Origin of the sequence: Paraburkholderia diazotrophica, from assembly GCF_900108945.1 — a bacterium.
GTDB classification, from domain to species: domain Bacteria; phylum Pseudomonadota; class Gammaproteobacteria; order Burkholderiales; family Burkholderiaceae; genus Paraburkholderia; species Paraburkholderia diazotrophica.
Map to the genome: position 1 here is coordinate 39291 of NZ_FNYE01000013.1, position 19901 is coordinate 59191.

General features: G+C 64.4%; 16 protein-coding genes. 8 read left to right on the forward strand and 8 right to left on the reverse strand.

The window, feature by feature from the left end:
* Positions 1–226 precede the first annotated feature (226 nt).
* Complete coding sequence (locus BMW76_RS17900) at positions 227–1063, reverse strand: alpha/beta fold hydrolase (protein WP_090867371.1); 837 nt, start codon at positions 1061–1063, stop codon at positions 227–229.
* Positions 1060–2097, reverse strand: coding sequence for a M14 family zinc carboxypeptidase (locus BMW76_RS17905; protein WP_090867373.1), 1038 nt, complete (start codon positions 2095–2097; stop codon positions 1060–1062). The genes BMW76_RS17900 and BMW76_RS17905 overlap by 4 nt, the downstream gene beginning before the upstream one ends.
* 272 nt (positions 2098–2369) lie before the next feature.
* On the opposite strand from BMW76_RS17905, the gene phnC reads away from it, so the two are divergent.
* The 4 genes from phnC to BMW76_RS17925 all read left to right on the forward strand — a co-directional run bounded on the left by phnC (position 2370) and on the right by BMW76_RS17925 (position 6143).
* Complete coding sequence (phnC, locus tag BMW76_RS17910; RefSeq protein WP_090867375.1) at positions 2370–3221, forward strand: phosphonate ABC transporter ATP-binding protein; 852 nt, start codon at positions 2370–2372, stop codon at positions 3219–3221.
* 56 nt (positions 3222–3277) lie between these two features.
* Entirely contained in the window at positions 3278–4249 is a 972-nt protein-coding gene (gene phnD / locus BMW76_RS17915; protein ID WP_090867377.1) for a phosphonate ABC transporter substrate-binding protein, read from the forward strand.
* Entirely contained in the window at positions 4246–5079 is an 834-nt protein-coding gene (gene phnE / locus BMW76_RS17920; RefSeq protein ID WP_090867379.1) for a phosphonate ABC transporter, permease protein PhnE, read from the forward strand. The genes phnD and phnE overlap by 4 nt, the downstream gene beginning before the upstream one ends.
* Positions 5080–5306: 227 nt before the next feature.
* Complete coding sequence (locus BMW76_RS17925) at positions 5307–6143, forward strand: DMT family transporter (protein WP_090867381.1); 837 nt, start codon at positions 5307–5309, stop codon at positions 6141–6143.
* Between the two features lie 156 nt (positions 6144–6299).
* On the opposite strand, the gene pdxR is transcribed toward BMW76_RS17925, so the two are convergent.
* Positions 6300–7856 carry a MocR-like pyridoxine biosynthesis transcription factor PdxR gene (gene pdxR / locus BMW76_RS17930; RefSeq protein ID WP_090867383.1) on the reverse strand — a complete coding sequence of 519 codons (1557 nt, stop codon included), beginning with the start codon at positions 7854–7856 and terminating at the stop codon, positions 6300–6302.
* Between the two features lie 119 nt (positions 7857–7975).
* On the opposite strand from pdxR, the gene BMW76_RS17935 reads away from it, so the two are divergent.
* Both BMW76_RS17935 and BMW76_RS17940 read left to right on the forward strand, forming a co-directional pair.
* On the forward strand, positions 7976–9259 hold the full coding sequence (locus BMW76_RS17935) for a 4-aminobutyrate--2-oxoglutarate transaminase (protein ID WP_090867649.1): 1284 nt from the start codon (positions 7976–7978) through the stop codon (positions 9257–9259).
* Between the two features lie 29 nt (positions 9260–9288).
* Complete coding sequence (locus BMW76_RS17940) at positions 9289–10755, forward strand: NAD-dependent succinate-semialdehyde dehydrogenase (RefSeq protein ID WP_090867385.1); 1467 nt, start codon at positions 9289–9291, stop codon at positions 10753–10755.
* A 75-nt stretch (positions 10756–10830) separates the two neighbouring features.
* On the opposite strand, the gene BMW76_RS17945 is transcribed toward BMW76_RS17940, so the two are convergent.
* Entirely contained in the window at positions 10831–11892 is a 1062-nt protein-coding gene (locus BMW76_RS17945) for a methyltransferase (protein ID WP_090867651.1), read from the reverse strand.
* Between the two features lie 496 nt (positions 11893–12388).
* Here BMW76_RS17945 and BMW76_RS17950 point away from each other — a divergent pair, with 496 nt between their 5' ends.
* Positions 12389–12697, forward strand: coding sequence for a DUF4148 domain-containing protein (locus BMW76_RS17950; protein ID WP_090867386.1), 309 nt, complete (start codon positions 12389–12391; stop codon positions 12695–12697).
* Positions 12698–13042: 345 nt separating this feature from the next.
* Here BMW76_RS17950 and BMW76_RS17955 read toward each other — a convergent pair whose 3' ends face one another.
* From BMW76_RS17955 to BMW76_RS17970, 4 genes are all read right to left on the reverse strand, one after another.
* Positions 13043–14155 (reverse strand): acetoin dehydrogenase dihydrolipoyllysine-residue acetyltransferase subunit, encoded by a 1113-nt coding sequence (locus BMW76_RS17955; RefSeq protein WP_090867388.1) that lies wholly within the window; start codon positions 14153–14155, stop codon positions 13043–13045.
* 36 nt (positions 14156–14191) lie between these two features.
* Positions 14192–15196: an alpha-ketoacid dehydrogenase subunit beta gene (locus tag BMW76_RS17960; RefSeq protein WP_090867390.1), complete on the reverse strand. Its 1005-nt coding sequence runs from the start codon at positions 15194–15196 to the stop codon at positions 14192–14194.
* Positions 15197–15237: 41 nt separating this feature from the next.
* Positions 15238–16221: a thiamine pyrophosphate-dependent dehydrogenase E1 component subunit alpha gene (locus tag BMW76_RS17965; protein ID WP_090867392.1), complete on the reverse strand. Its 984-nt coding sequence runs from the start codon at positions 16219–16221 to the stop codon at positions 15238–15240.
* Between the two features lie 103 nt (positions 16222–16324).
* Positions 16325–17458: an ATP-NAD kinase family protein gene (locus BMW76_RS17970; RefSeq protein WP_090867654.1), complete on the reverse strand. Its 1134-nt coding sequence runs from the start codon at positions 17456–17458 to the stop codon at positions 16325–16327.
* Positions 17459–17908: 450 nt separating this feature from the next.
* On the opposite strand from BMW76_RS17970, the gene BMW76_RS17975 reads away from it, so the two are divergent.
* Complete coding sequence (locus tag BMW76_RS17975; protein ID WP_090867395.1) at positions 17909–19861, forward strand: sigma-54-dependent Fis family transcriptional regulator; 1953 nt, start codon at positions 17909–17911, stop codon at positions 19859–19861.
* Positions 19862–19901: the final 40 nt, after the last annotated feature.

A 19901-nucleotide genomic window follows, 5' to 3' on the forward strand; every position in this document is an offset into this window, starting at 1 on the left:
ACGACATCGAACATGCTTGCCTGCGGCTATGACAGAAGCGTGTCGAATCCAGCGCATAAAAGCCTTTGGCAATCGATAAAACCGCTTCGTTCTGTTACCTGACGAACATGGCCCAGGGTTCTTCTTATTGGCGTCATCAGCACCGATGCATTAGGCTTTTAGATTCGCTTTAAAGCGGGCATCGAGTACGTGTCATCGAATACGTATAAAAGCCGCATTGCGGATTTCATGGCCGCATTGACGGGCTAATCGAATTCTCCTCATGTTCACGCCCCGCTGTCTGTGCGAGCCAGGCGCAAATGCGCTCGACGGTCCACGCGGGGTCGTCGTGAGGCAGGTCGTGACCGGCCCACGGATGCATCCAGTGATCCGCGCGCCACGCCGCAGCCAGCGCTGCCGAGCACGCCGGATCGACGAGCCCGTCCTCGCGCGACGACAGCACGAGCGTCGCGCATTCCGGCCGCTGCTTTCCCGCGCTGAAGCGCGCCGCCGCCAGCAGCTGACGCAGCGCGTTCGCGCGGCTCACGGGCACGCTCGTGCGGATGTCTGTCCACGTTTTCAGGTCGGCGGCGCGCGTCCTGCCGTTGTTGCACGTCAGACGATGAATCACGGCCTCGGCGACGGACGGCGCATCCCAATGCCGCGCGGCGCGCAACAGCCCCGGCCACGCCCGGGGACGCAACCGCTCGTCGAAGCGGCTGAACGGGCGCATGCTGGTGTTGATGAGCACGAGCCGCGCGATTTCGTCGCGATGCCGCTGCGCCCAGCAGGTCGCGACCATGCCGCCCAATGACATCGCCAGCACGCGGTACGGCCCTGGCGCGCCGCGTTCGCGCGCGGCGGCACGCACGAAATCGACCATCTCCGCCACGCGCAGCGGCGCACGCAGATGCGCGTATTCGCCGTTGCCGGGCAGGTCGATCGTGAGCACGCGCTCGCGCGGGCTTTCCGCCGCTCGCGCATCGCCCGCGATGCCATCGAGCGCGTCGCGCAACGCATCGGGCAACGCGCCCCAGTGCCTCGCTTCGCGTGTGAGGCCACGCAGCAGAATCCACGTGTTCATTTGCGCTCAGACTTGTACCAGTGATCGATTGCGTGATCGAGCAGTTCGTCGCGGCGGTGGCCTTGCGGCAACCAGCGCTGCGGCGCATACGCAGCGCGCGTGAGGAAATCGAGCAGATTCGCGTGACGCCGCAACACACGCGCGGTGCGATGCGCTTTCACGGGATTGAACATCCCCTGCCGCGAAAAGATCTGCCGCGGATTCTTCTTGATCCACAGCCACGAGCCGAGCTCGAGCGTCATCGGCAGAAAGATGTTGGGCGGCGGCGTGCGGTCGTAAGCCCAGTCCCACAGGTCGCCGTGCAGCAGGTATTGATGGCTCTGCGGCTCGAATATGTAGCCGTGGTGCGGATGCGCGCGCTCGAACATCGTCTTGAGCGCGTACATCTCCGGCAGATGCGGCATCGCGCGGCGCGTCTTCGCGTACGGAAACCAGATGCTGTCGGTCCAGCCGTAGCCCGAATGGCAATCGAGCGCGAACGACAGCGGCCGCAGCGCCAGGTCCTCTTCGACGACGCGCAGCAGCGCCGCCGCCTCCACTTCCATCGGCGCGCCGCGCCGCCCGCGATACCACGGCAGCCACGAACCGACCCGCTGTCCGCCCGCGAGCCACGGCACGCGCTCCTCGGCGTCCTGCGGCGCGTTGCGCATCAGGTCGACGCCGTTCGGATTCGCGCGCGTCGCGGCCCACATGCCGCCCGGATTGACGATCGGCATGAAGATGAGGCGGATCGATTGAAGCTGGCGCACCAGCAGCTCGTCCCATTCGAGCCGCCCGAGCAGCGCGCGCATGTAGTCGAGGACCAGTTGCGTGCCGATCCGTTCGAGCCCGTGGATGCCGCCGAAAAAGCCGATTGCGGGCGCCCGCGGATCGCGCGAGCCGATGCTCGCAGTGAGCACGGCAAAGGTCCTGCCGTGAACGTGCGTTTCGCACACGGTATGAATCTCGAAGCTGCCGCTGCCGACGTCGAGTATCGCCTTCAGATCTTCGTACTCCGTGAACGTATCGGGCAGAAAGCTGAGAGCGTGTGGCATGGGCGGCGCCCGTTGTGGAGGTTATTGGAGACGGCTCACGCGCTGATGCCCCAACTATAGCGGTTTGAGCCTGTCAATGGATGACAGATGATCGACCGCGCCGCACCTGTCATATGAGCGACACATTGCAGCGCGTTTCGCGTCATGCCTGGGGTTTTCTCGAAAAGATATAGTCGTCTAGATGTTGCGACGCCTTCACTCAACCGTCATACACGCTTTCTAGAATGTCCCACACGTTCCGGCAAAGCACCGGAGTCATCGACAGGACACACATGGACGCAATCCGCATCGAACGTCTGAGCAAGACTTTCAGCAATGGTCGCAAGGCGCTCGACGAAATCGACCTGCGGGTCGAACAAGGCGAAATGGTGGCGCTGATCGGCGCGTCCGGCTCGGGCAAATCGACATTGCTGCGTCACATCGCAGGCTTCACGGCATCGGATGCGCAGCCTTCGCAGATCTCGATACTCGGACGCCCGATCCAGCAGAACGGCCGCATCGTGCGCGAAGTGCGCAGTATCCGCCGCGACATCGGCTTCGTGTTCCAGCAGTTCAATCTCGTGAACCGGCTGAGCGTCGAAGCCAACGTGCTGATCGGCGCGCTCGCGCGGCTGCCGCTGTGGCGCCGGCTCATGGGCGCGTTTCCGCGCGGCGAACGCGAACTGTCGATGTCGGCGCTCAATGAGGTCGGCATCGGCGAGCATGCGCGCGAGCGCGCGTCGAATCTGTCGGGCGGCCAGCAGCAGCGCGCGGCGCTGGCGCGCACGCTCGTACAGCAGGCGCGCATCATTCTCGCCGACGAGCCGATCGCATCGCTCGACCCCGAATCCTCGCGCCGCGTGATGGACATGCTGCGCACGCTCAACATCGAGCATCAGTTGACGGTGCTGGTGTCGCTGCATCAGGTCGATATCGCGATGCAGTACTGCAAGCGCACGATCGCGATGCGGCGCGGCAAGGTCGTCTATGACGGAGCTTCATCGGCGCTCACGCCAGCGCTTTTGCAAAAGCTCTATGGCGACGACGCGCGCGAGCTGCTCGAAGACAGCCCCGCCGCCGACAGCACGCCGGGCACGACGTCCCGCGCGCGTGTCATCCCGTTCGATGCGGCGCGTTCCGCCTGATCGCTTCCTTTTCAACCGCTACGCAGTATCCGACTCACTCACCTGGATCAGAACTCATGAAATTTTTGCGCTTTCTGTTCGTCGGCGTCGCGGCCGTGTCGGCTTTCGCCAGCTTCGCCGCTCAGGCCGAAGACCTGAACCTCGGCATCATCTCGACCGATTCGTCGGCGGTGCTCAAGCAACGCTGGCAGCCGCTCGTCGACGACATGAACAAGCAGACGGGGCTGAACGTCAAGGCGTTTTTCGCAACCGACTACGCAGGCATCATCGAAGGCATGCGTTTCAACAAGGTGCAGGTCGCGTATCTCGGCAATGCATCGGCGATGGAAGCCGTCGACCGCTCGAATGGCGAAGTGTTCGCGAAGACGACCTACGCAAACGGCGACGCCGGCTACTACTCGCTGCTGATCACGAACGTGAACAGCCGCTTCAAGACGCTCGACGACGTGTTCAGGAACACGAAGGACGTGACCCTCGGCTTCGGCGATCCGAACTCGACATCGGGCACGCTGATCCCCGGCTACTACCTGTTCGCGAAGAACAACGTGAACGTGCGCACGGGATTCAAGACGGTGATGCCCGCGAGCCACGAAGCGAACCTGCTCGCCGTCGTGAACAACAAGGTCGACATCGCGACGAACAACACCGAGATGCTCGACACGCTGAAGAAAAAGAACCCCGAGAAGTTCGCGCAGGTCCGCGTGCTGTGGAAATCGCCGCTGATTCCGTCGGACCCGCTCGTGTATCGCAAGGATCTGCCGGACGCGACGAAGGAAAAGGTGCGCAAGTTCTTCTACGGCTACGGCAAGACCGACGCACACGAAAAAGAAGTGCTGGCGAACATCTTCGGCTATAGCGGCTTTGCACCGTCGACGGATGCGCAGCTCGCGCCCGTTCGCCAGGTCGCGCTGTTCCAGCAGAAGCAGAAGATCGAAGCCGACACGTCGCTGTCCGACGCGGACCGCAAGACGCAGACGGCCGCGATCGACGCGAAGCTGTCCACACTCAGCGCAGCGCAAAAGCAATGAACGCAGCCGACCTGAGCGCCGACCGCTCGACCACTTCGTCCGCGCAGCCATCGAAGGCGACGGCTGCGGCGGCGGGCAAGCGCAGCTGGACATCGCTCGTCGGCTGGATCGCCGTGATCGCCGTGCTGGGCCTGTCGTGGCATCCCGCCGACATGCGCCCGCTCGACCTGCTGTCCGACTCGGGCAACATGGGCCAGTTCGCGCGGGACTTCTTTCCGCCTGACTTCAGCGACTGGCGCACGTACGTGCACGAAATGATGGTGACGCTCGCCGTCGCGGTGTGGGGCACCGCGCTGTCGCTCGTGTGCGCGGTGCCGTTCGGCCTTCTGTCCGCGCACAACATGGCGCCCGCGTGGGTCGTGCAGCCCGTGCGCCGCATCATGGATGCGTGCCGCGCGATCAACGAAATGGTGTTCGCGATGCTGTTCATCGTCGCGGTCGGGCTCGGGCCGTTTGCGGGTGTGCTGGCGTTGTGGGTGCACACGACGGGCGTGCTCGCGAAGCTCTTCGCCGAAGCCGTCGAAGCGATCGACCCGCGTCCCGCCGAGGGCGTGCGCGCGACGGGCGCGACGAGCCTCGACGAGATCATCTATGGCGTGCTGCCGCAGGTGCTGCCGCTGTGGATTTCCTATGCGCTGTATCGCTTCGAATCGAACGTGCGCTCGGCGATGGTCGTCGGCATGGTCGGCGCGGGCGGCGTCGGCGTCGTGCTGTATGAGTCGATCCGCTCGTTCAACTACGCGCAGACGGCGGCCGTGATGCTGATGGTGATCGTCGTCGTGACGGTGATCGATCTGCTGTCGGCAAAGCTGCGCGAGCGCGTGATCTGAGCGTACGCGGCGCGTCGGCCGGACGCGGCGCTTGCAAGGGCCTCGATCAGGGAGGAGCCCTGGCAAGCGCCGCGTTTTGTTTGGTTCTCTCGTGTAGGCGTGGGCCTGAACGCGCTAGCACGGCGCCCGCGCCATTTCCACAAATCCCCTCCTGTTCGCACAAAAAGCCGCAATAATCCGCCCGGCTGCGGAATAATCACTCTTTTGCCGTCCCCTCTTTCCCTTCGATGGATACCCTCATCGTTCTGCTCGTCCTGTTGTCCGCGATGCTCCACGCGAGCTGGAACGCGTTCCTGCGCCTCGCCGAAGACCGCATCTGGCTGCTCGGCATGATGTCGATTCCGTATGTCGTCGTCAGCGCGATCGGCGTGGCCGTATTGCCGCTGCCCGCGCCGGGCGCGTGGCCGTATATCGCGGCCTCCGTCGTGCTCGAATTCGGCTATTGCCTCGCGCTGATTCGTGCGTATCGCAGCGGCGACTTCGGGCAGATCTATCCGATTGCGCGCGGGCTCTCGCCGCTGCTCGTGTTCGCCGGCGCGCTCGTGTTCGCGCACGAGTCGCTGAAGCCGCTCGCGGCGACGGGCGTCGCGCTGGTGTCGCTCGGCATCGTGTCGCTCGCATTTCGCCGCGACATGCGCTTTTCCGGCGAGAGCGTGCCCTACGCGCTGCTGACGGGCCTTTTCATCGCGTCGTACTCGGTCGTCGACGGGATCGGCGCGCGCGTCGCGGGCAACGGCATGAGCTACATCATGTGGGTCTATCTGCTGTGGAATGTGCCGCAGTTCCTGCTCGTCTGGTATTGGCGCGGCGGCGCGAAGGGACTCTTCACGTCGCGCGAGACGATGGTCAAAGGGATGCTCTCGGGCGTGATCGCGCTGGGCGCGTATTGCCTGATCATCGAGGCATACCGCTATCTGCCCATCGCGATGGTGTCGGCGTTGCGCGAGCTCAGTTCGATTTTCGCGGTGCTGATCGGCTTTTCGTTCATGCACGAGAAGCTGACGGCGCGCCGTATCGTCGCGTGCACGCTCGTCACGCTCGGCGCGGTGCTGATCCGGCTATAGCGGCTGTACTCGCGCGACTTTCACGCGCAGCGACTTTCACGCGCAATCGCGCGCATCCACACGCATCCACACGCATCCACACGCACTCACACGCACTCACACGCACTCACACGCACTCACACGCACTCACACGCACTCACACGCATTCATGCGCATTCACGCGAAGAGCGGCAACGTCGCGTCGATTGCTTGCGCAAGCGTGTCGAACGCGGGCGCGATCTCCTCATCGGGCACGCACGCATAGCCAATCAACAGCCCGGACTGCGCGCGCGACGCCTGCGCGTAATACCCCGACAGCGGACGCACGACGATATTGCGTTCGAGCGCGGCCGCGGCGACAGCGCGGTCGTCGGTGCCTTCGGGCAACTGCATCACCAGATGCAGACCCGCATCGCCGCCGACTGCGGGCAACGCGTCGCCATAGCGCTGCGCGGCGGCATCGAGCAACGCGGAACGCCGCTGGCCGTAGAGCGTGCGCATCTTGCGGATGTGCGACGTGAAATGCCCTTCGCTGATGAACTCCGCGAGCATCGCCTGTTGCAGCAACTGCCCTTCGCGATACAGCTCGGCGCTCGCCGTCGCGAAGCTCTCGGCCAGCGCTTCCGGCGCGACGAGATAGCCGATCCGCAGCCCCGGAAACAGCGTCTTGCCGAAGCTGCCGACATAGATGACCTGCCCCGCCGTGTCGAGCCCCTGCAACGACGCGAGCGGCCGGTTGCCGTAGCGGAATTCGCTGTCGTAGTCGTCCTCGATGATCCAGCAGTGGTGCTGCCGCGCGTATTCGAGCAGCATCCGCCGCCGCGCGAGACTCATCACCATGCCGAGCGGATACTGGTGCGACGGCGTCACGAGCATCAGCTTCGGCGGATGCGCGAGATCGTCGGGCGACGGCGCGATGCCTTCGTCGTCGACGGCAATCGGCCGCGACTTCAGCCCCGACACGTGCATCACGCTGCGCACGCCCCAGTAGCATGGGTCTTCCGTCCAGATCACGTCGCCGGGATCGGTCAGCAGACGCACGGCCAGATCGACGGACTGGTGAATGCCCGTCGTGATGACGATCTGCTCGGGCGTACAGCGCACGGAGCGCGATGTGCGCAGATAGTCCGCGAGCGCGTGGCGCAGCAATGACAGGCCGCCGCCCGGCGCATACGTCAGCAGATCGGGCCGCAGACGCCGCCAGTATTTGTTATGCAGACGGCTCCACACGCGCGCGGGAAAGCGCGTCACATCGGGCACGCCGGGCATGAACGCGCCCCATTGACGCTTCGACACACCCGCGCCTGCGATCAGCCGCGAACCGCGCTGCGACAGCGCCCGCGCGACGGGCTGGGCCGGCAGCAGCGCTTTGGACCGGACAGGCGGCAGCGCCTGCTGCAACTGCTCCAGCGCGGTCGAGCGCATCGGCGTGGCCTGCACATCGGGCGATCCGACGATTTCATCCGGCGACGTATCGGCGACGAAGGTGCCGCGCCCCGTCGCCGACGTCACGTAGCCTTCCAGCGCCAGCTGCTCGTAGACCTGCGTGACGGTGTTGCGCGCGATGCCCAGCTCGTTCGCGAGCAGCCGCGACGACGGCACCTTGCTGCCCGCCGGCAACTCGCGCGTGAGGATCGCCTGCTGCAGCAGCCGATGCAACTGCCGATACACGGGCTGACCGTTGCCGCGATCCAGACGCTGGGCCAGCCAGTCGGATAACACGCTCGCGCGCATGAATTGGCTCCTGGTTTTTTATTGAAATGGCTCTGAAACCTAGAGCCAAATATAAGTATAGTCGCTGCATGTGCCGCAATGAACGCGAGCGCGCGAACGAACCCAACCAGGAGATCTCCGTGAAGAATGCCGAACTGAAGAGCCGCAAGGACGCCGCCACGCCGCGCGGCGTGGGCGTGATGTGCGATTTCTACGCTGCGCGCGCGGAGAACGCGGAGCTATGGGACATCGAGGGCCGCCGCGTGATCGACTTCGCGGCGGGCATCGCCGTGTGCAACACGGGCCATCGCCATCCGAAGATCGTCGAGGCCGTGCGCGCGCAGCTGGACCAGTTCACGCACACGGCGTATCAGATCGTGCCGTACGCGTCGTATGTCGAGCTGGCCGAGAAGATCAACCAGCGCGCGCCGGGCGACTATCCGAAGAAGACGGCGTTCTTCACGACGGGCGCCGAGGCCGTCGAAAACGCGATCAAGATCGCGCGCGCGGCGACGGGCCGTCCGGGCGTGATCGCGTTTACGGGCGCCTTTCATGGCCGCACGATGATGGGCATGGCGCTGACGGGCAAGGTCGCGCCATACAAGCTGAACTTCGGCCCGTTCCCGGCCGACGTTTTCCACGCGCCTTTCCCGAATCCGCTGCATGGCGTGACGACGGCCGACTCGCTGAAGGCGATCGAGCATCTGTTCAAGGCCGACATCGATCCGAAGCGCGTCGCGGCGATCATCTTCGAGCCGGTGCAGGGCGAAGGCGGCTTCTATCCGGCACCCGCGGAGTTCGTGCGCGCGCTGCGCAAGCTGTGCAACGAGCACGGCATTCTGCTGATCGCCGATGAAGTGCAAACGGCATTTGCGCGCACGGGCAAGCTGTTCGCGATGCATCACTACGACGTCGTGCCCGATCTGATGACGATGGCCAAGAGTCTCGCGGGCGGCCTGCCGTTGTCGGGCGTGGTCGGCCGCGCGGATGTGATGGATGCCGCCGCGCCAGGCGGACTGGGCGGCACATATGCGGGCAATCCTTTGGCCGTGGCTGCGGCGCACGCCGTGCTGTCGATCATCGATGACGAAAAGCTCTGCGAGCGCGCCGTCGAACTGGGCGACCGGCTCAAGGGCCGCCTCACTGCACTGCAAGCGGAAGTGCCGCAGATGGCCGACGTGCGCGGGCCGGGCGGCATGGTCGCGGTCGAGTTCTGCAAGCCGGGCACGTCGGAGCCGGATGCCGATTTCACGAAGCGCGTGCAGACGCGCGCGCTCGAACGCGGGCTTCTGCTGCTGGTGTGCGGCGTCTATTCGAACGTCATCCGGTTCCTGTTCCCGCTGACGATTCAGGATGGCGTCTTCGACGAGGCGCTTGCCATTCTCGAAGATGCGTTGAAAGAGACCGTGGGCATCGCTGCCTGAAGTCACGGACAAGCAAAGGACGAACCGAAATGACCGATCTGCGTAGCAAACTGAAAGACCCGGCGCTGTTGCAAGGCAACGCGTATATCGACGGCGAATGGCAAGGCGCCGACAACAATGAGACGTTCGAAGTGCTGAACCCGGCAACGGGCGAACTGGTCGCGCACGTCCCGCGCATGGGCGCGCAGGAGACGCGCCGCGCGATCGAAGCCGCGAACAAGGCATGGCCCGCATGGAAGGCGAAGACGGGCAAGCAGCGCGCGGAAATCCTGCGCAAGTGGAACGACCTGATGCTTGCGAACGCCGACGATCTCGCGTTGATCCTGACGACGGAGCAAGGCAAGCCGCTCGCCGAAGCCAAGGGAGAAATCGGCTATGCGGCCTCGTTCCTCGAATGGTTCGGCGAAGAAGCGAAGCGCGTCTACGGCGACACCATCCCGACCGTGGCCGGTGACAAGCGCATCGTCGTGACGAAAGAACCCGTCGGCGTGTGTGCAGCCATCACGCCGTGGAATTTCCCGGCGGCGATGATCACGCGCAAGGTCGGCCCGGCGCTCGCGGCCGGCTGCCCGATCATCGTCAAGCCTGCCGAGGCCACGCCGCTATCGGCGCTCGCGCTTGCCGTGCTCGCCGAGCGCGCAGGCGTGCCCGCCGGCATCTTCAACGTCGTCACTGGCGATCCGAAACCGATCGGCGGCGAGATGACGAGCAACGCAACCGTGCGCAAGCTGTCGTTCACGGGTTCGACGGGCGTCGGCCGTCTGCTGATGGCGCAGTGCGCGCCGACCGTCAAGAAGGTATCGCTCGAACTCGGCGGCAATGCGCCGTTCATCGTGTTCGACGATGCCGATCTCGATGCCGCCGTCGAGGGCGCCATCGCATCGAAGTACCGCAACAGCGGCCAGACCTGCGTGTGCACGAACCGCTTCTATGTGCACGACAGCGTCTACGATGCGTTCGCTGAAAAGCTGAGCGCAGCCGTGGCGAGACTCAAGGTCGGATACGGCACCGAACAAGGCGTGCAGCAAGGGCCGCTCATCAACGAGGCCGCGGTGCTCAAGGTCGAATCGCATATCGAAGATGCGCTCGGCAAAGGCGCGCGCGTCGTGACGGGCGGCAAGCGTCATGCGCTCGGTCACGGCTTCTTCGAGCCGACCGTGCTCGCCGACGTCACGCCCGACATGAAAGTGGCCCGCGACGAAACGTTCGGCCCGCTCGCGCCGCTGTTCCGCTTCACATCGGATGCCGAAGTGATCGAGATGGCGAACAGCACCGAATTCGGGCTTGCGTCGTACTTCTATAGCCGCGATATCGGCCGCATCTGGCGCGTCGCGGAAGCGCTGGAGTTCGGGATGGTCGGGATCAATACGGGCGCGATCTCGAACGAAGTCGCGCCGTTTGGCGGCGTCAAGCAGTCGGGCCTGGGCCGCGAAGGCTCGCACTACGGGATCGACGAGTATGTCGTGATCAAATATATGTGTATGGGGGGCGTTTAAGCCCGGTTCGGCGCGCTTCTCTATCTTGAAGCTGCGCCGAACTATGAGGATGCCCGCCGATCTCGCGGCGAGTTTCTACCTGGTTCCAATCACCATTGAATCGGCGCCCGTAAGCGGCTCGACGCGTACTTGTGTGAAGCCGACTTCCTGCATCCACTCGCGACACTGCGCACCGGTATAGTCGAAACCGCCGGGTGTCTCGATGAGCATGTTGAGGCTCATCAGCAGGCCAAAGGCATTGCGCCTGCGGTCATCGTCGATTATCGCGTCGTAGACGATCAGGCAACCTCCGGGAGGTAGCGCCGCGTAGCACTTCGCAAGGAGTTCGAGCTTCTGCGCGAGGTCCCAGTCGTGGAGGATGTGTCCCATCACGAGCACATCAGCCGCCGGACAGGGGTCCTTGAAGAAGTCGCCCGGATAGAAATGCAGCCGTTCCTGCAGGCCGTGCGACGTTACGTATTCTTCAAACACAGGGCGCACTACCGGCAGATCGAAGCCGCCGCCTCGCAAGTGCGGATGGGCGAGCGCGACCTGCACAGGCAAGGCGCCTTGGGCCGCGCCGATGTCAATGAAGGTACGGTAGTTTCGCCAGGGGAATTGTTGCGCAATCGCCTTGGCCGCGCCCAGGCTGACCCCGCTCATCGCCCGCAGGAAACCGCGTAGTTTGTGTTCGTCGCGGTACATCGCGTCGAAGGGGTTGCCACCCCCTTTTGCCTCGTTCTGTGGGAGCCCCGTCCGAAGGGCTTCTGTGAGAGAGCCCCAGAAGGGATAGAGGCGCGCGTTGGCCATTTCCAGTAATCCACCTACATAGCTGGGCTTGGCCACGTCAAGAAAGAACCCGGCGTCTGGCGTATTGCGGTACTTCCCGTCTTCGCGTTCCAGCAGATTCAATGCGACGAGCGCGTCAAGAAAATCAAGGGCCGATCGCGGATGCAGTTCAAGCGCCTCAGCGAGCTGCGCAGCATCTTGAGGACCGCTCGCGAGGCGCGAAAACACACCGAGTTCGACTGCCGACAATAGGGTCTTGGATGCCCAGAACCCCATGCCCAGCTGGAGCAGCCGTTCAGGGGAGGGTTCGTGCTGGCGCGTGTTGTCAGCGCCAGGCTCGTGTTGAGCGATGCTCGGTGTGCTTTCCATCATTGCTCCCGGGGGACGTGTGAAGAAGCGTCAGGCAGGATGGTAGGCGAAACGAAAGTTTTCGAGCGTTCGCTAGCGTACAGACGGACTACAGCGCCTCGGCATGTCCGCCGTAACGGGATCGTGTCGCTCCCGATGGTCGTCGCGTGTCACCATCAATCGCCATGCCGACGAGTCGACCGACCGCACAAAGCTCATCGAAGCCCTTGGAAGCTACCGTTCGACCTGCGAAACTCCGCGCGTCTGGAACGGGTCGAAAAGGTACTTTCAAGGATCGGGACACGCTGATGCGGACTCGCGTGATCTATTCGCGGCGCGCTTCGCTGATCTACCGCTGCATAGCCGCGTCGGAACGATGTTTGCTGTTCGCAAGGCTTCCTGCCGGTTGATACTTACCTGACGCCGCTGCCAGGGACAACCGGCTCGATCACGAGACGCGGGCCGCGGCGGCATGCGACTGGCCGCGCTTGCGCGATAGCAGGGAAGGACATGTACTATGAAACAGCCTGGAACACGATCGATACTTTCCACTCTGGTGATCTTGCTCGCCGGCTGTGCCGCCGGCGGCATGCCCTATACAGGGGCGCACCTCACTCCAACAGAGTGCCGCGACCTGGCGGCGCTGAGGACCAATGCGCCCCCTACGATGGCGCAGCACCACAGCGAACTCGCTGCCCTGAGGAAAGCAGGCTACGACCCGTCACCATGGTATGACGATCCGTACTACCCGGACGATCTGCAAGCGGCACAGCACCTGGTCGACTATTGGTTCCGAACGGAGTGCCAGCACTCTCAACCCGGCTGACAAGCGAAGGTCAATACCAACAGCTATCGGCTCAGCACATACCAGCCGCGCGTCTTGCCCGACGCATGACAGATTCAAAGCCTTTATCAGAAAGGCATCCGAATTAAAAACAAAGCAAAATCGGCCGCAAAAATGCGGCCAATTTTGGCTACCTCGTTGATTACCTCGCTGACCTGATGCGATCCCGCTCAGGCAACCTGCATCAAGCTCCGCTCATCCCCTCCCCTGTCGCTCGACCCGCACGATCTTCACGGGGGATGCGCGCGAGCTTCTCGCGCGAACGCTGTCGTGCTGCCCAAGCGGTGACGCTCTCGTGCGCGGACCTTTGCGGCGCGCCATCCATCGTCACGCCCCGAAGAAGTCGTTGAGCAAGCGGTTCACTTCGGATGCCGACTCCATCTGCACCATATGCCCCTTGCCTTGCAGCACATGCACGCGGATATCGCCGGACAATCCCTGCGCGTGGCTCGCCGGAATGATCTGGTCCAGCTCACCCCATATCACGAGCGTGCGCGGCGCGAGACTGTCGATACGATCGCGATAGTTGCGCTGCTGCACGCCCTCGTTGAACGACGACGACGCGATCTTCTGCAACGTCTCGCTCACGCCTTCGAGCCGCTTGTACTTCACGATGTCCTCGACGAGTTGCCGCGTGACGAGCGAGCCATCGGCGAAAAGCTTCGTCAAATGCGGCTTCAGCGTGTTGCGGCTGTTGCCCGCGACGAATCCGTCGATGTACTCGCGATTGATCTCGTCGCCCAGACCCGCGCCCGAGATCAACGCCAGCGACGCCACGCGCTGCGGCGCCCTGTCGGCCACCGTCATCGCGACGAGACTGCCCATCGAGTGCCCGACGAGATGCGCCCGCTCGATGCCGCGATCGTCGAGAAACGCGATCACGCTGTCGGCGAGTTCGTCCGCGCTGCCCGACTCGACGGCTTTCGTCGATTCGCCATGCCCCGGCAAATCGAGCGCATACACCGTGCGATGCGCGGCAAGGTCGGCGTGATTGAAGAGCCAGTTGTTCAGATCGCCGCCGAAGCCGTGGATCAGCACGGCGGGCGTGCCGCCGTCGCCGATCTTCAGGTAACGCACCGTGCGTCCGCCGATCTGCGCTTTCTCGGGCTGCGGGCCGGCATCCGCCGAATCGGCGGCGAGCGGCACAAAGTCGCGCTGAAATGCTTCGACGGCTGCATCGATGTCGGCGTCTGAATCATCGGCATCGGACACCACGCCCAGCAGCGCACCGACGGGCAGCGTGTCGCCTTCCTGCGCGATCTGCCGGCGCAACGTGCCGTCGAATGCGCATTCGACACCCGACGCGATCTTGTCGCTCTCCACGTCGAGTACTTCGTCGCCCTTCGCCACCGTGTCGCCTTGCGATTTCCGCCAGCCGTTGACCTGCCCCTGTTCCATCGACAGGCCCCACTTGGGCATCGTGATCATGTGAATCGACATTGCTCAGTTCCTCGCTTGGTGCATGTTGATGCCGCGTCAATGCTGCGTCTCTTTGACGGCGGCGGCGATCTTGTCCGCCGACGGGATGTAGAGATCCTCGAGCACGCCCGAGAAAGGCGTGGGCGTATGTGGCGCCGTCACGAGCTCGATGGGCGCCTTCAGCGAGCGGAACGCCTTCTGCGCGACGAGCGCGGCGATGTCAGTCGCAACCGAGCAACGCGGATTCGCTTCGTCCACCACAACGACGCGGCCCGTGCGCTCCGCGCTTTCAAGAATCGTGTCCTCGTCGAGCGGCGACGTCGTCCGCAGATCGATCACCTCAGCCTTGATGCCGTCTTTCGCGAGCCTGTCGGCGGCGTCCGTTGCGTAGTGCACCATGCGGCCATACGTGACGATGGTCGCGTCGTCGCCTTCTCGCACGACGTTCGCTTCGCCGAACGGAATCGAATACAGCTCTTCGGGCACGTCGCCTTCGCGGCTATACAGCAGCTTGTGCTCGCAGAAGATGACGGGATCGTTGTCGCGGATCGCCTGGATCATCAGGCCCTTCGCGTCATAAGGCGTCGACGGACACACGACCTTGAGCCCCGGCACATGCGTGAACAGCGACGTCAGCATCTGCGAGTGCTGCGCGGCCGCGCGCAGGCCCGCGCCCTGCATCGTGCGGATCACGACGGGCGTCACGGCATTGCCGCCGAACATGTAGCGGAATTTCGCGGCCTGATTGAAGATCTGATCGAAGCACACGCCCATGAAGTCGATGAACATCAGTTCGGCGACGGGACGCATGCCCGCTGCCGCCGCGCCCACAGCCGCGCCGATGAAGCCGCCTTCCGAGATCGGCGTGTCGAGCACGCGGCCCGGATATTTGTGGAAAAGCCCTTTCGTGACGCCGAGCACGCCGCCCCATGCGTCCTGCTCGCCGGGCGCGCCCGCGCCGCCCGCATTGTCTTCGCCCATCACGATGACGCTTTCGTCGCGCGCCATCTCCTGACTCAGTGCTTCGTTGATCGCCTGAGAAAACGTGATCTTGCGTGCCATGTCTGTCTCCAGATTCGTTTGAAGAGGGTGATCGCGATGAGTTACGGATACGACACGTACACGTCGGTCAGCAGATCGGCTTCCGTCGGCAACGGTGCAGCTTTTGCTTTCAGCACGGAATCGTCGATCAGCGCTTTGACGTCTGCGTCGATCTTGCGCAGATCGTCGGACGTCAACATTTCCGCGCGAACGACGCGCTCTTCGAAACGCTTCAGGCAATCCTTTTCGTCACGCAGCTTCTGCACTTCGCCCGGCGCGCGATAGGTCTGCGCATCGCCTTCGAAGTGACCGAAGTAGCGCGACAACTTCACTTCGATGAGCGTCGGCCCGCCGCCGCCGCGCGCGCGTTCGATCGCTTCGCCCAGCGCTTCATGCACCGCAAAGAAATCGAAGCCGTCGACGATCACGCCCGGCATGCCGAAGCCGCTCGCGCGGTCCGCGATGTTGTCCGACGACACCGACCATGTCGACGACGTGGCCTCTGCATAGCCGTTGTTCTCCGCGACGAAAATCGCGGGCAGGCGCCACACGCTCGCGAGGTTCATCGATTCGAAGATCACGCCCTGGTTCGACGCGCCATCGCCGAAGAAGCACACGCCCACGCCGCCCGTCTTCTTCAGCTTCGCCGCGAGCGCCGCGCCGCACACGAGCGGCCCGCCCGCGCCGACGATGCCGTTCGCGCCCAGCATCCCCTTCGACAGATCGGCGATATGCATCGAGCCGCCCTTGCCTTTGCACACGCCCGTCTGCCGGCCGTAGATCTCCGCCATCATGCCGTGCACGTCGACGCCCTTCGCGATGCAGTGACCGTGTCCGCGATGCGTCGTCGCCACATAGTCGCGGTCGTTCAGATGCAGCATCGTGCCCACGGCCGACGCCTCTTCGCCGGCGTACAGGTGCACGAAGCCGGGTATGTCGCCCGTCGCGAACTCGACGTGCAGGCGCTCTTCGAACTCGCGAATGGTGCGCATCGACCGATACGCTTCCAGCAGTTTCTCCCTGCTCAACTGACTCGAAACAGACATGGTGTGTCTCCTTGATGATGTCGATCGTGACTGCAACGCCCGCGGAGTGGGCTCCGCTTGATTGAATGAACTCCCTTTATTTCGCGTGCGCTTATGGCTGCGCTTATGGCTGCGCTTGTGACTGCGCTTGCGACTGCATGTGTACATGCGCTCGTGCGATTGCCTGCATCGATGCGCCCGCCATCTCGCGCATCAGCTGGCGCGATGCTGCGAACCGCAGCGTGCGGCTCACGTCGACCGTCAACGGACCGCTCCAGTCGAGCGAGATTTCATAGCGATCGTCGCGTTCGATTTCGATTTCGCGCTCGCCGTCGAATGCAAGCGTGCCGCGGCACGCATCGACGGGCAGCCAGTCGCCGACCTCGAAGCGCTCGCAGCTGCGCATCGTCACCTGATCGATGCGGCCGGGCGCGATCGGCGCGAAGATCGGTACGCCGTCGCCGTTCATTGCGCCGTGCTCGTCGGGCTGCGCGAACGTCAGATGCAAGCCGTGCGGCGCGGTGCGTTCGACGGGCGCCCATGCGCCGCCGATCGACGACAGGCCGATGCCGTCGGGTGAAGCGAACGTGAGAAAGAGCGACTCGATATCCGACGGCTCGGACACGGCCCGCGCGCCGACGAAACGCTGACGGCTCACGCACACGTCGACGAGTGCGACCTCTTCGCGGCCCCGGTTCGGACCCGCGACGCAACGCACGACGAGCCGCTTGTTGCGCGTCAGCGCGACATCGGGCGGCACGGCGCCCGACGCGACGAGCGCGCCCGCAAGACCCGCGACCGTCGCTTCGCGCATGTCGGGAAACGCGTTGTTGGTGCCCGTCGAAAGCGTCAGCAGCGGCACGCCGCCGCTATGCGCGGCCACCGCGCGATGCGTGCCGTCGCCGCCGAGCACGGCGATCAGCTCGACGCCTTCGCGCACCATGTGAGCCGTGCCCGCATGTGTATCGGCGACGGACTCGGTGATGGGCAGATCGACGAATTCGACTTCGGGCCAGCGCTCGGCTGAACCTGTCGCCGCATGCGTATCGAGCGCACGCAGCAGCAGCGAAGCGACACCCGTTCGATCGCGCAACGTGAGCACGCGATCGACGCCCAGCGCGCCGAGTCCCGCGAGCAGACGCACGACCATGTTGGCCTTCTCGGCTGTCGGGAACACGGACGCATGGGTCGTGAGGCGGCGAATGTCGCGACCCGACGCAGGGTTCGCAATCACGCCGACGGTGATGGGCGATGCCACTGGCTTGTCTCCTGTTGTGCCTGTCGATAGCGGTTCGCGTGTCGTGCGCGAAGGCCGCTTCGTGACGGGCATTACTGCAACACATATGCCAACGTCTCGATGCTTTCGCGCGAAGCGCTGAAAGCCTTGTGCGGCGAGGGTTTCAGGCAGTCGACACCATGCCGGCGCAGGCGCGACAGCCGTCGCATGACGCAGCGCACATGACGCACATCGCATCGCGCGCGATGTGCGCGTCATTGCGATGGACCGCGCGTGCGTTGCGCCATCGAGCCATGCGCGTCTCACGACTGTCTCACGCACAATTGAGACGTTCGTCTCAGGCGTCTCGTGTGTTGCGACGCAATGTGATCGCGCGTGCAGGATGTGCTACAAGAAGGTCCGATCAGCATGATCGATCGACCGTCATCAACGGGACCATCCAGAGCGCGTGCCGCTCGCCGGGAGCCGACCATGCCTTACGTCTCTCAAACGCAGCACATCGACCGCGTGCGCGGCGCGATCGAAGGGCGCCTGCCCGCGCCCGCCAATTCGTCGCGCCTCGTCTCGTCGTGGCAGCGTTCGTATGAGCAATACCGGCTCGATCCGGGCTCGGTGATCGGCCCGCGCGTGCTGACATCCGCCGAGCTGCGCGAAGTCCAGGGCAAGGAAGAAGCGTTCTTGCGCGCATCGGGCCAGTGCCTCACGCGCCTGCACGACATGATCCGCGTGGCCGACTACTGCGTGATGCTGACCGACGCGCACGGCGTCACGATCGACTATCGGATCGACCGCGACCGGCGCGGCGATTTCAAGCATGCGGGCCTCTATATCGGCTCGTGCTGGTCGGAGCGCGAAGAAGGCACGTGCGGTGTCGCCAACGTGCTGACGGATCTCGCGCCCATCACCGTGCACAAGACCGATCACTTCCGCGCAGCCTTCACGACGCTCACGTGCAGCGCATCGCCGATCTTTTCGCCGTCGGGCGAACTGATCGGCGTGCTCGATGCGTCGGCCGTGCAGTCGCCCGACAACCGCGACAGCCAGCGGCTCGTGTTTCAGCTCGTGCGGCAAAGCGCGACGCTGATCGAAGACGGCTACTTCCTCAATCAGACGGCGCAGCATTGGGTGATCTTCGGACACCAGAGCCGCAACTTCGTCGAGGCGCAACCCGAAGTGCTGATCGCCTTCGACGAATGCGGCAACATCGCCGCGTCGAACCGCAAGGCGCAGGAGTGCATCGCGGGGCTCGCCGGGCCGCGTCATGTCGACGAGATCTTCGATACGTCGGCCGTGCATCTGCACGACGTGGCGCGCACGGATACCATCGTGCCGCTGCGTCTGCGCGCGACGGGCGCATTGCTCTATGCGCGCATTCGCGCGCCGTTGAAGCGCGCTTTGCGTGTCACGCCTGTCGCGTCTTCCGCGAGCGCCTTCAATGCATCATCATCCGATGCACGCGCGGACACGAGCCTCGACGCGATCAGCCGCTTCCTGCACAGCCGCGATTCGCGCATCGCGCGCAATGCGGAAGTCGCGTTGCGGATCGCCGGCAAGCATCTGCCCATCCTGATTCTCGGCGAGACGGGCGTCGGCAAGGAAGTGTTCGCGCAGGCGCTGCATGCGTCGGGCGCGCGGCGCGCGAAGCCGTTCGTCGCCGTGAATTGCGGCGCGATCCCCGATTCGCTGATCGAGAGCGAACTGTTCGGCTACGCACCCGGCGCGTTCACGGGCGCGCGCAGCCGTGGCGCGCGAGGCAAGATTGCGCAGGCGAACGGCGGCACGCTGTTCCTCGATGAAATCGGCGACATGCCGCTCAATCTGCAGACGCGTCTGTTGCGCGTGCTCGCGGAAGGCGAAGTGCTGCCGCTGGGCGGCGATGCGCCCGTGCGCGTCGATATCGACGTGATCTGCGCGACGCATCGCGATCTTGCGCGCATGGTCGACGAAGGCACGTTCCGCGAAGACCTGTACTACCGGCTGAGCGGCGCAACGCTGCATATGCCGCCGCTGCGCGAACGCGCCGATATTCTCGATGTCGTGCATGCCGTCTTCGACGAGGAAGCGCAAAGCGCGGGACATGTGCTCACTTTGGACGCGCGCCTCGCCGGGCGCCTCGCGCGTTTTGCGTGGCCGGGCAACATCCGCCAGTTGCGCAACGTGCTGCGCTATGCGTGCGCAGTGTGCGATGCGACGCGCGTCGAGCTGCGGCATGTGTCGCCGGATGTGGCGGCGCTGCTCGCGCCCGATGAGGCAGCGCCGCGCCCCGCGCTCGCCTCGATCGACGACGAGCGCGCGCGCATTGTCGATGCGCTCACGCGGCATCATTGGCGGCCGAACGCGGCGGCCGAAGCGCTGGGCATGTCGCGTGCGACGCTGTATCGGCGGATCGCCAAGCTGGGGATCGTCGGGCCGCATCGGGTTTGATGCTTGCGTTTGCTCGCCTGCGCGCGTTTGTGCCTTGTAT

Excerpts from the sequence above, each read along its gene's own strand:
- BMW76_RS17900 (WP_090867371.1), bottom strand. The coding sequence starts at position 1,063 with ATGAACACGTGGATTCTGCTGCGTGGCCTCACACGCGAAGCGAGGCAC.
- BMW76_RS17905 (WP_090867373.1), bottom strand. The coding sequence starts at position 2,097 with ATGCCACACGCTCTCAGCTTTCTGCCCGATACGTTCACGGAGTACGAA.
- phnC (WP_090867375.1), top strand. The coding sequence starts at position 2,370 with ATGGACGCAATCCGCATCGAACGTCTGAGCAAGACTTTCAGCAATGGT.
- phnD (WP_090867377.1), top strand. The coding sequence starts at position 3,278 with ATGAAATTTTTGCGCTTTCTGTTCGTCGGCGTCGCGGCCGTGTCGGCT.
- phnE (WP_090867379.1), top strand. The coding sequence starts at position 4,246 with ATGAACGCAGCCGACCTGAGCGCCGACCGCTCGACCACTTCGTCCGCG.
- BMW76_RS17925 (WP_090867381.1), top strand. The coding sequence starts at position 5,307 with ATGGATACCCTCATCGTTCTGCTCGTCCTGTTGTCCGCGATGCTCCAC.
- pdxR (WP_090867383.1), bottom strand. The coding sequence starts at position 7,856 with ATGCGCGCGAGCGTGTTATCCGACTGGCTGGCCCAGCGTCTGGATCGC.
- BMW76_RS17940 (WP_090867385.1), top strand. The coding sequence starts at position 9,289 with ATGACCGATCTGCGTAGCAAACTGAAAGACCCGGCGCTGTTGCAAGGC.
- BMW76_RS17945 (WP_090867651.1), bottom strand. The coding sequence starts at position 11,892 with ATGGAAAGCACACCGAGCATCGCTCAACACGAGCCTGGCGCTGACAAC.
- BMW76_RS17950 (WP_090867386.1), top strand. The coding sequence starts at position 12,389 with ATGAAACAGCCTGGAACACGATCGATACTTTCCACTCTGGTGATCTTG.
- BMW76_RS17955 (WP_090867388.1), bottom strand. The coding sequence starts at position 14,155 with ATGTCGATTCACATGATCACGATGCCCAAGTGGGGCCTGTCGATGGAA.
- BMW76_RS17960 (WP_090867390.1), bottom strand. The coding sequence starts at position 15,196 with ATGGCACGCAAGATCACGTTTTCTCAGGCGATCAACGAAGCACTGAGT.
- BMW76_RS17965 (WP_090867392.1), bottom strand. The coding sequence starts at position 16,221 with ATGTCTGTTTCGAGTCAGTTGAGCAGGGAGAAACTGCTGGAAGCGTAT.
- BMW76_RS17975 (WP_090867395.1), top strand. The coding sequence starts at position 17,909 with ATGCCTTACGTCTCTCAAACGCAGCACATCGACCGCGTGCGCGGCGCG.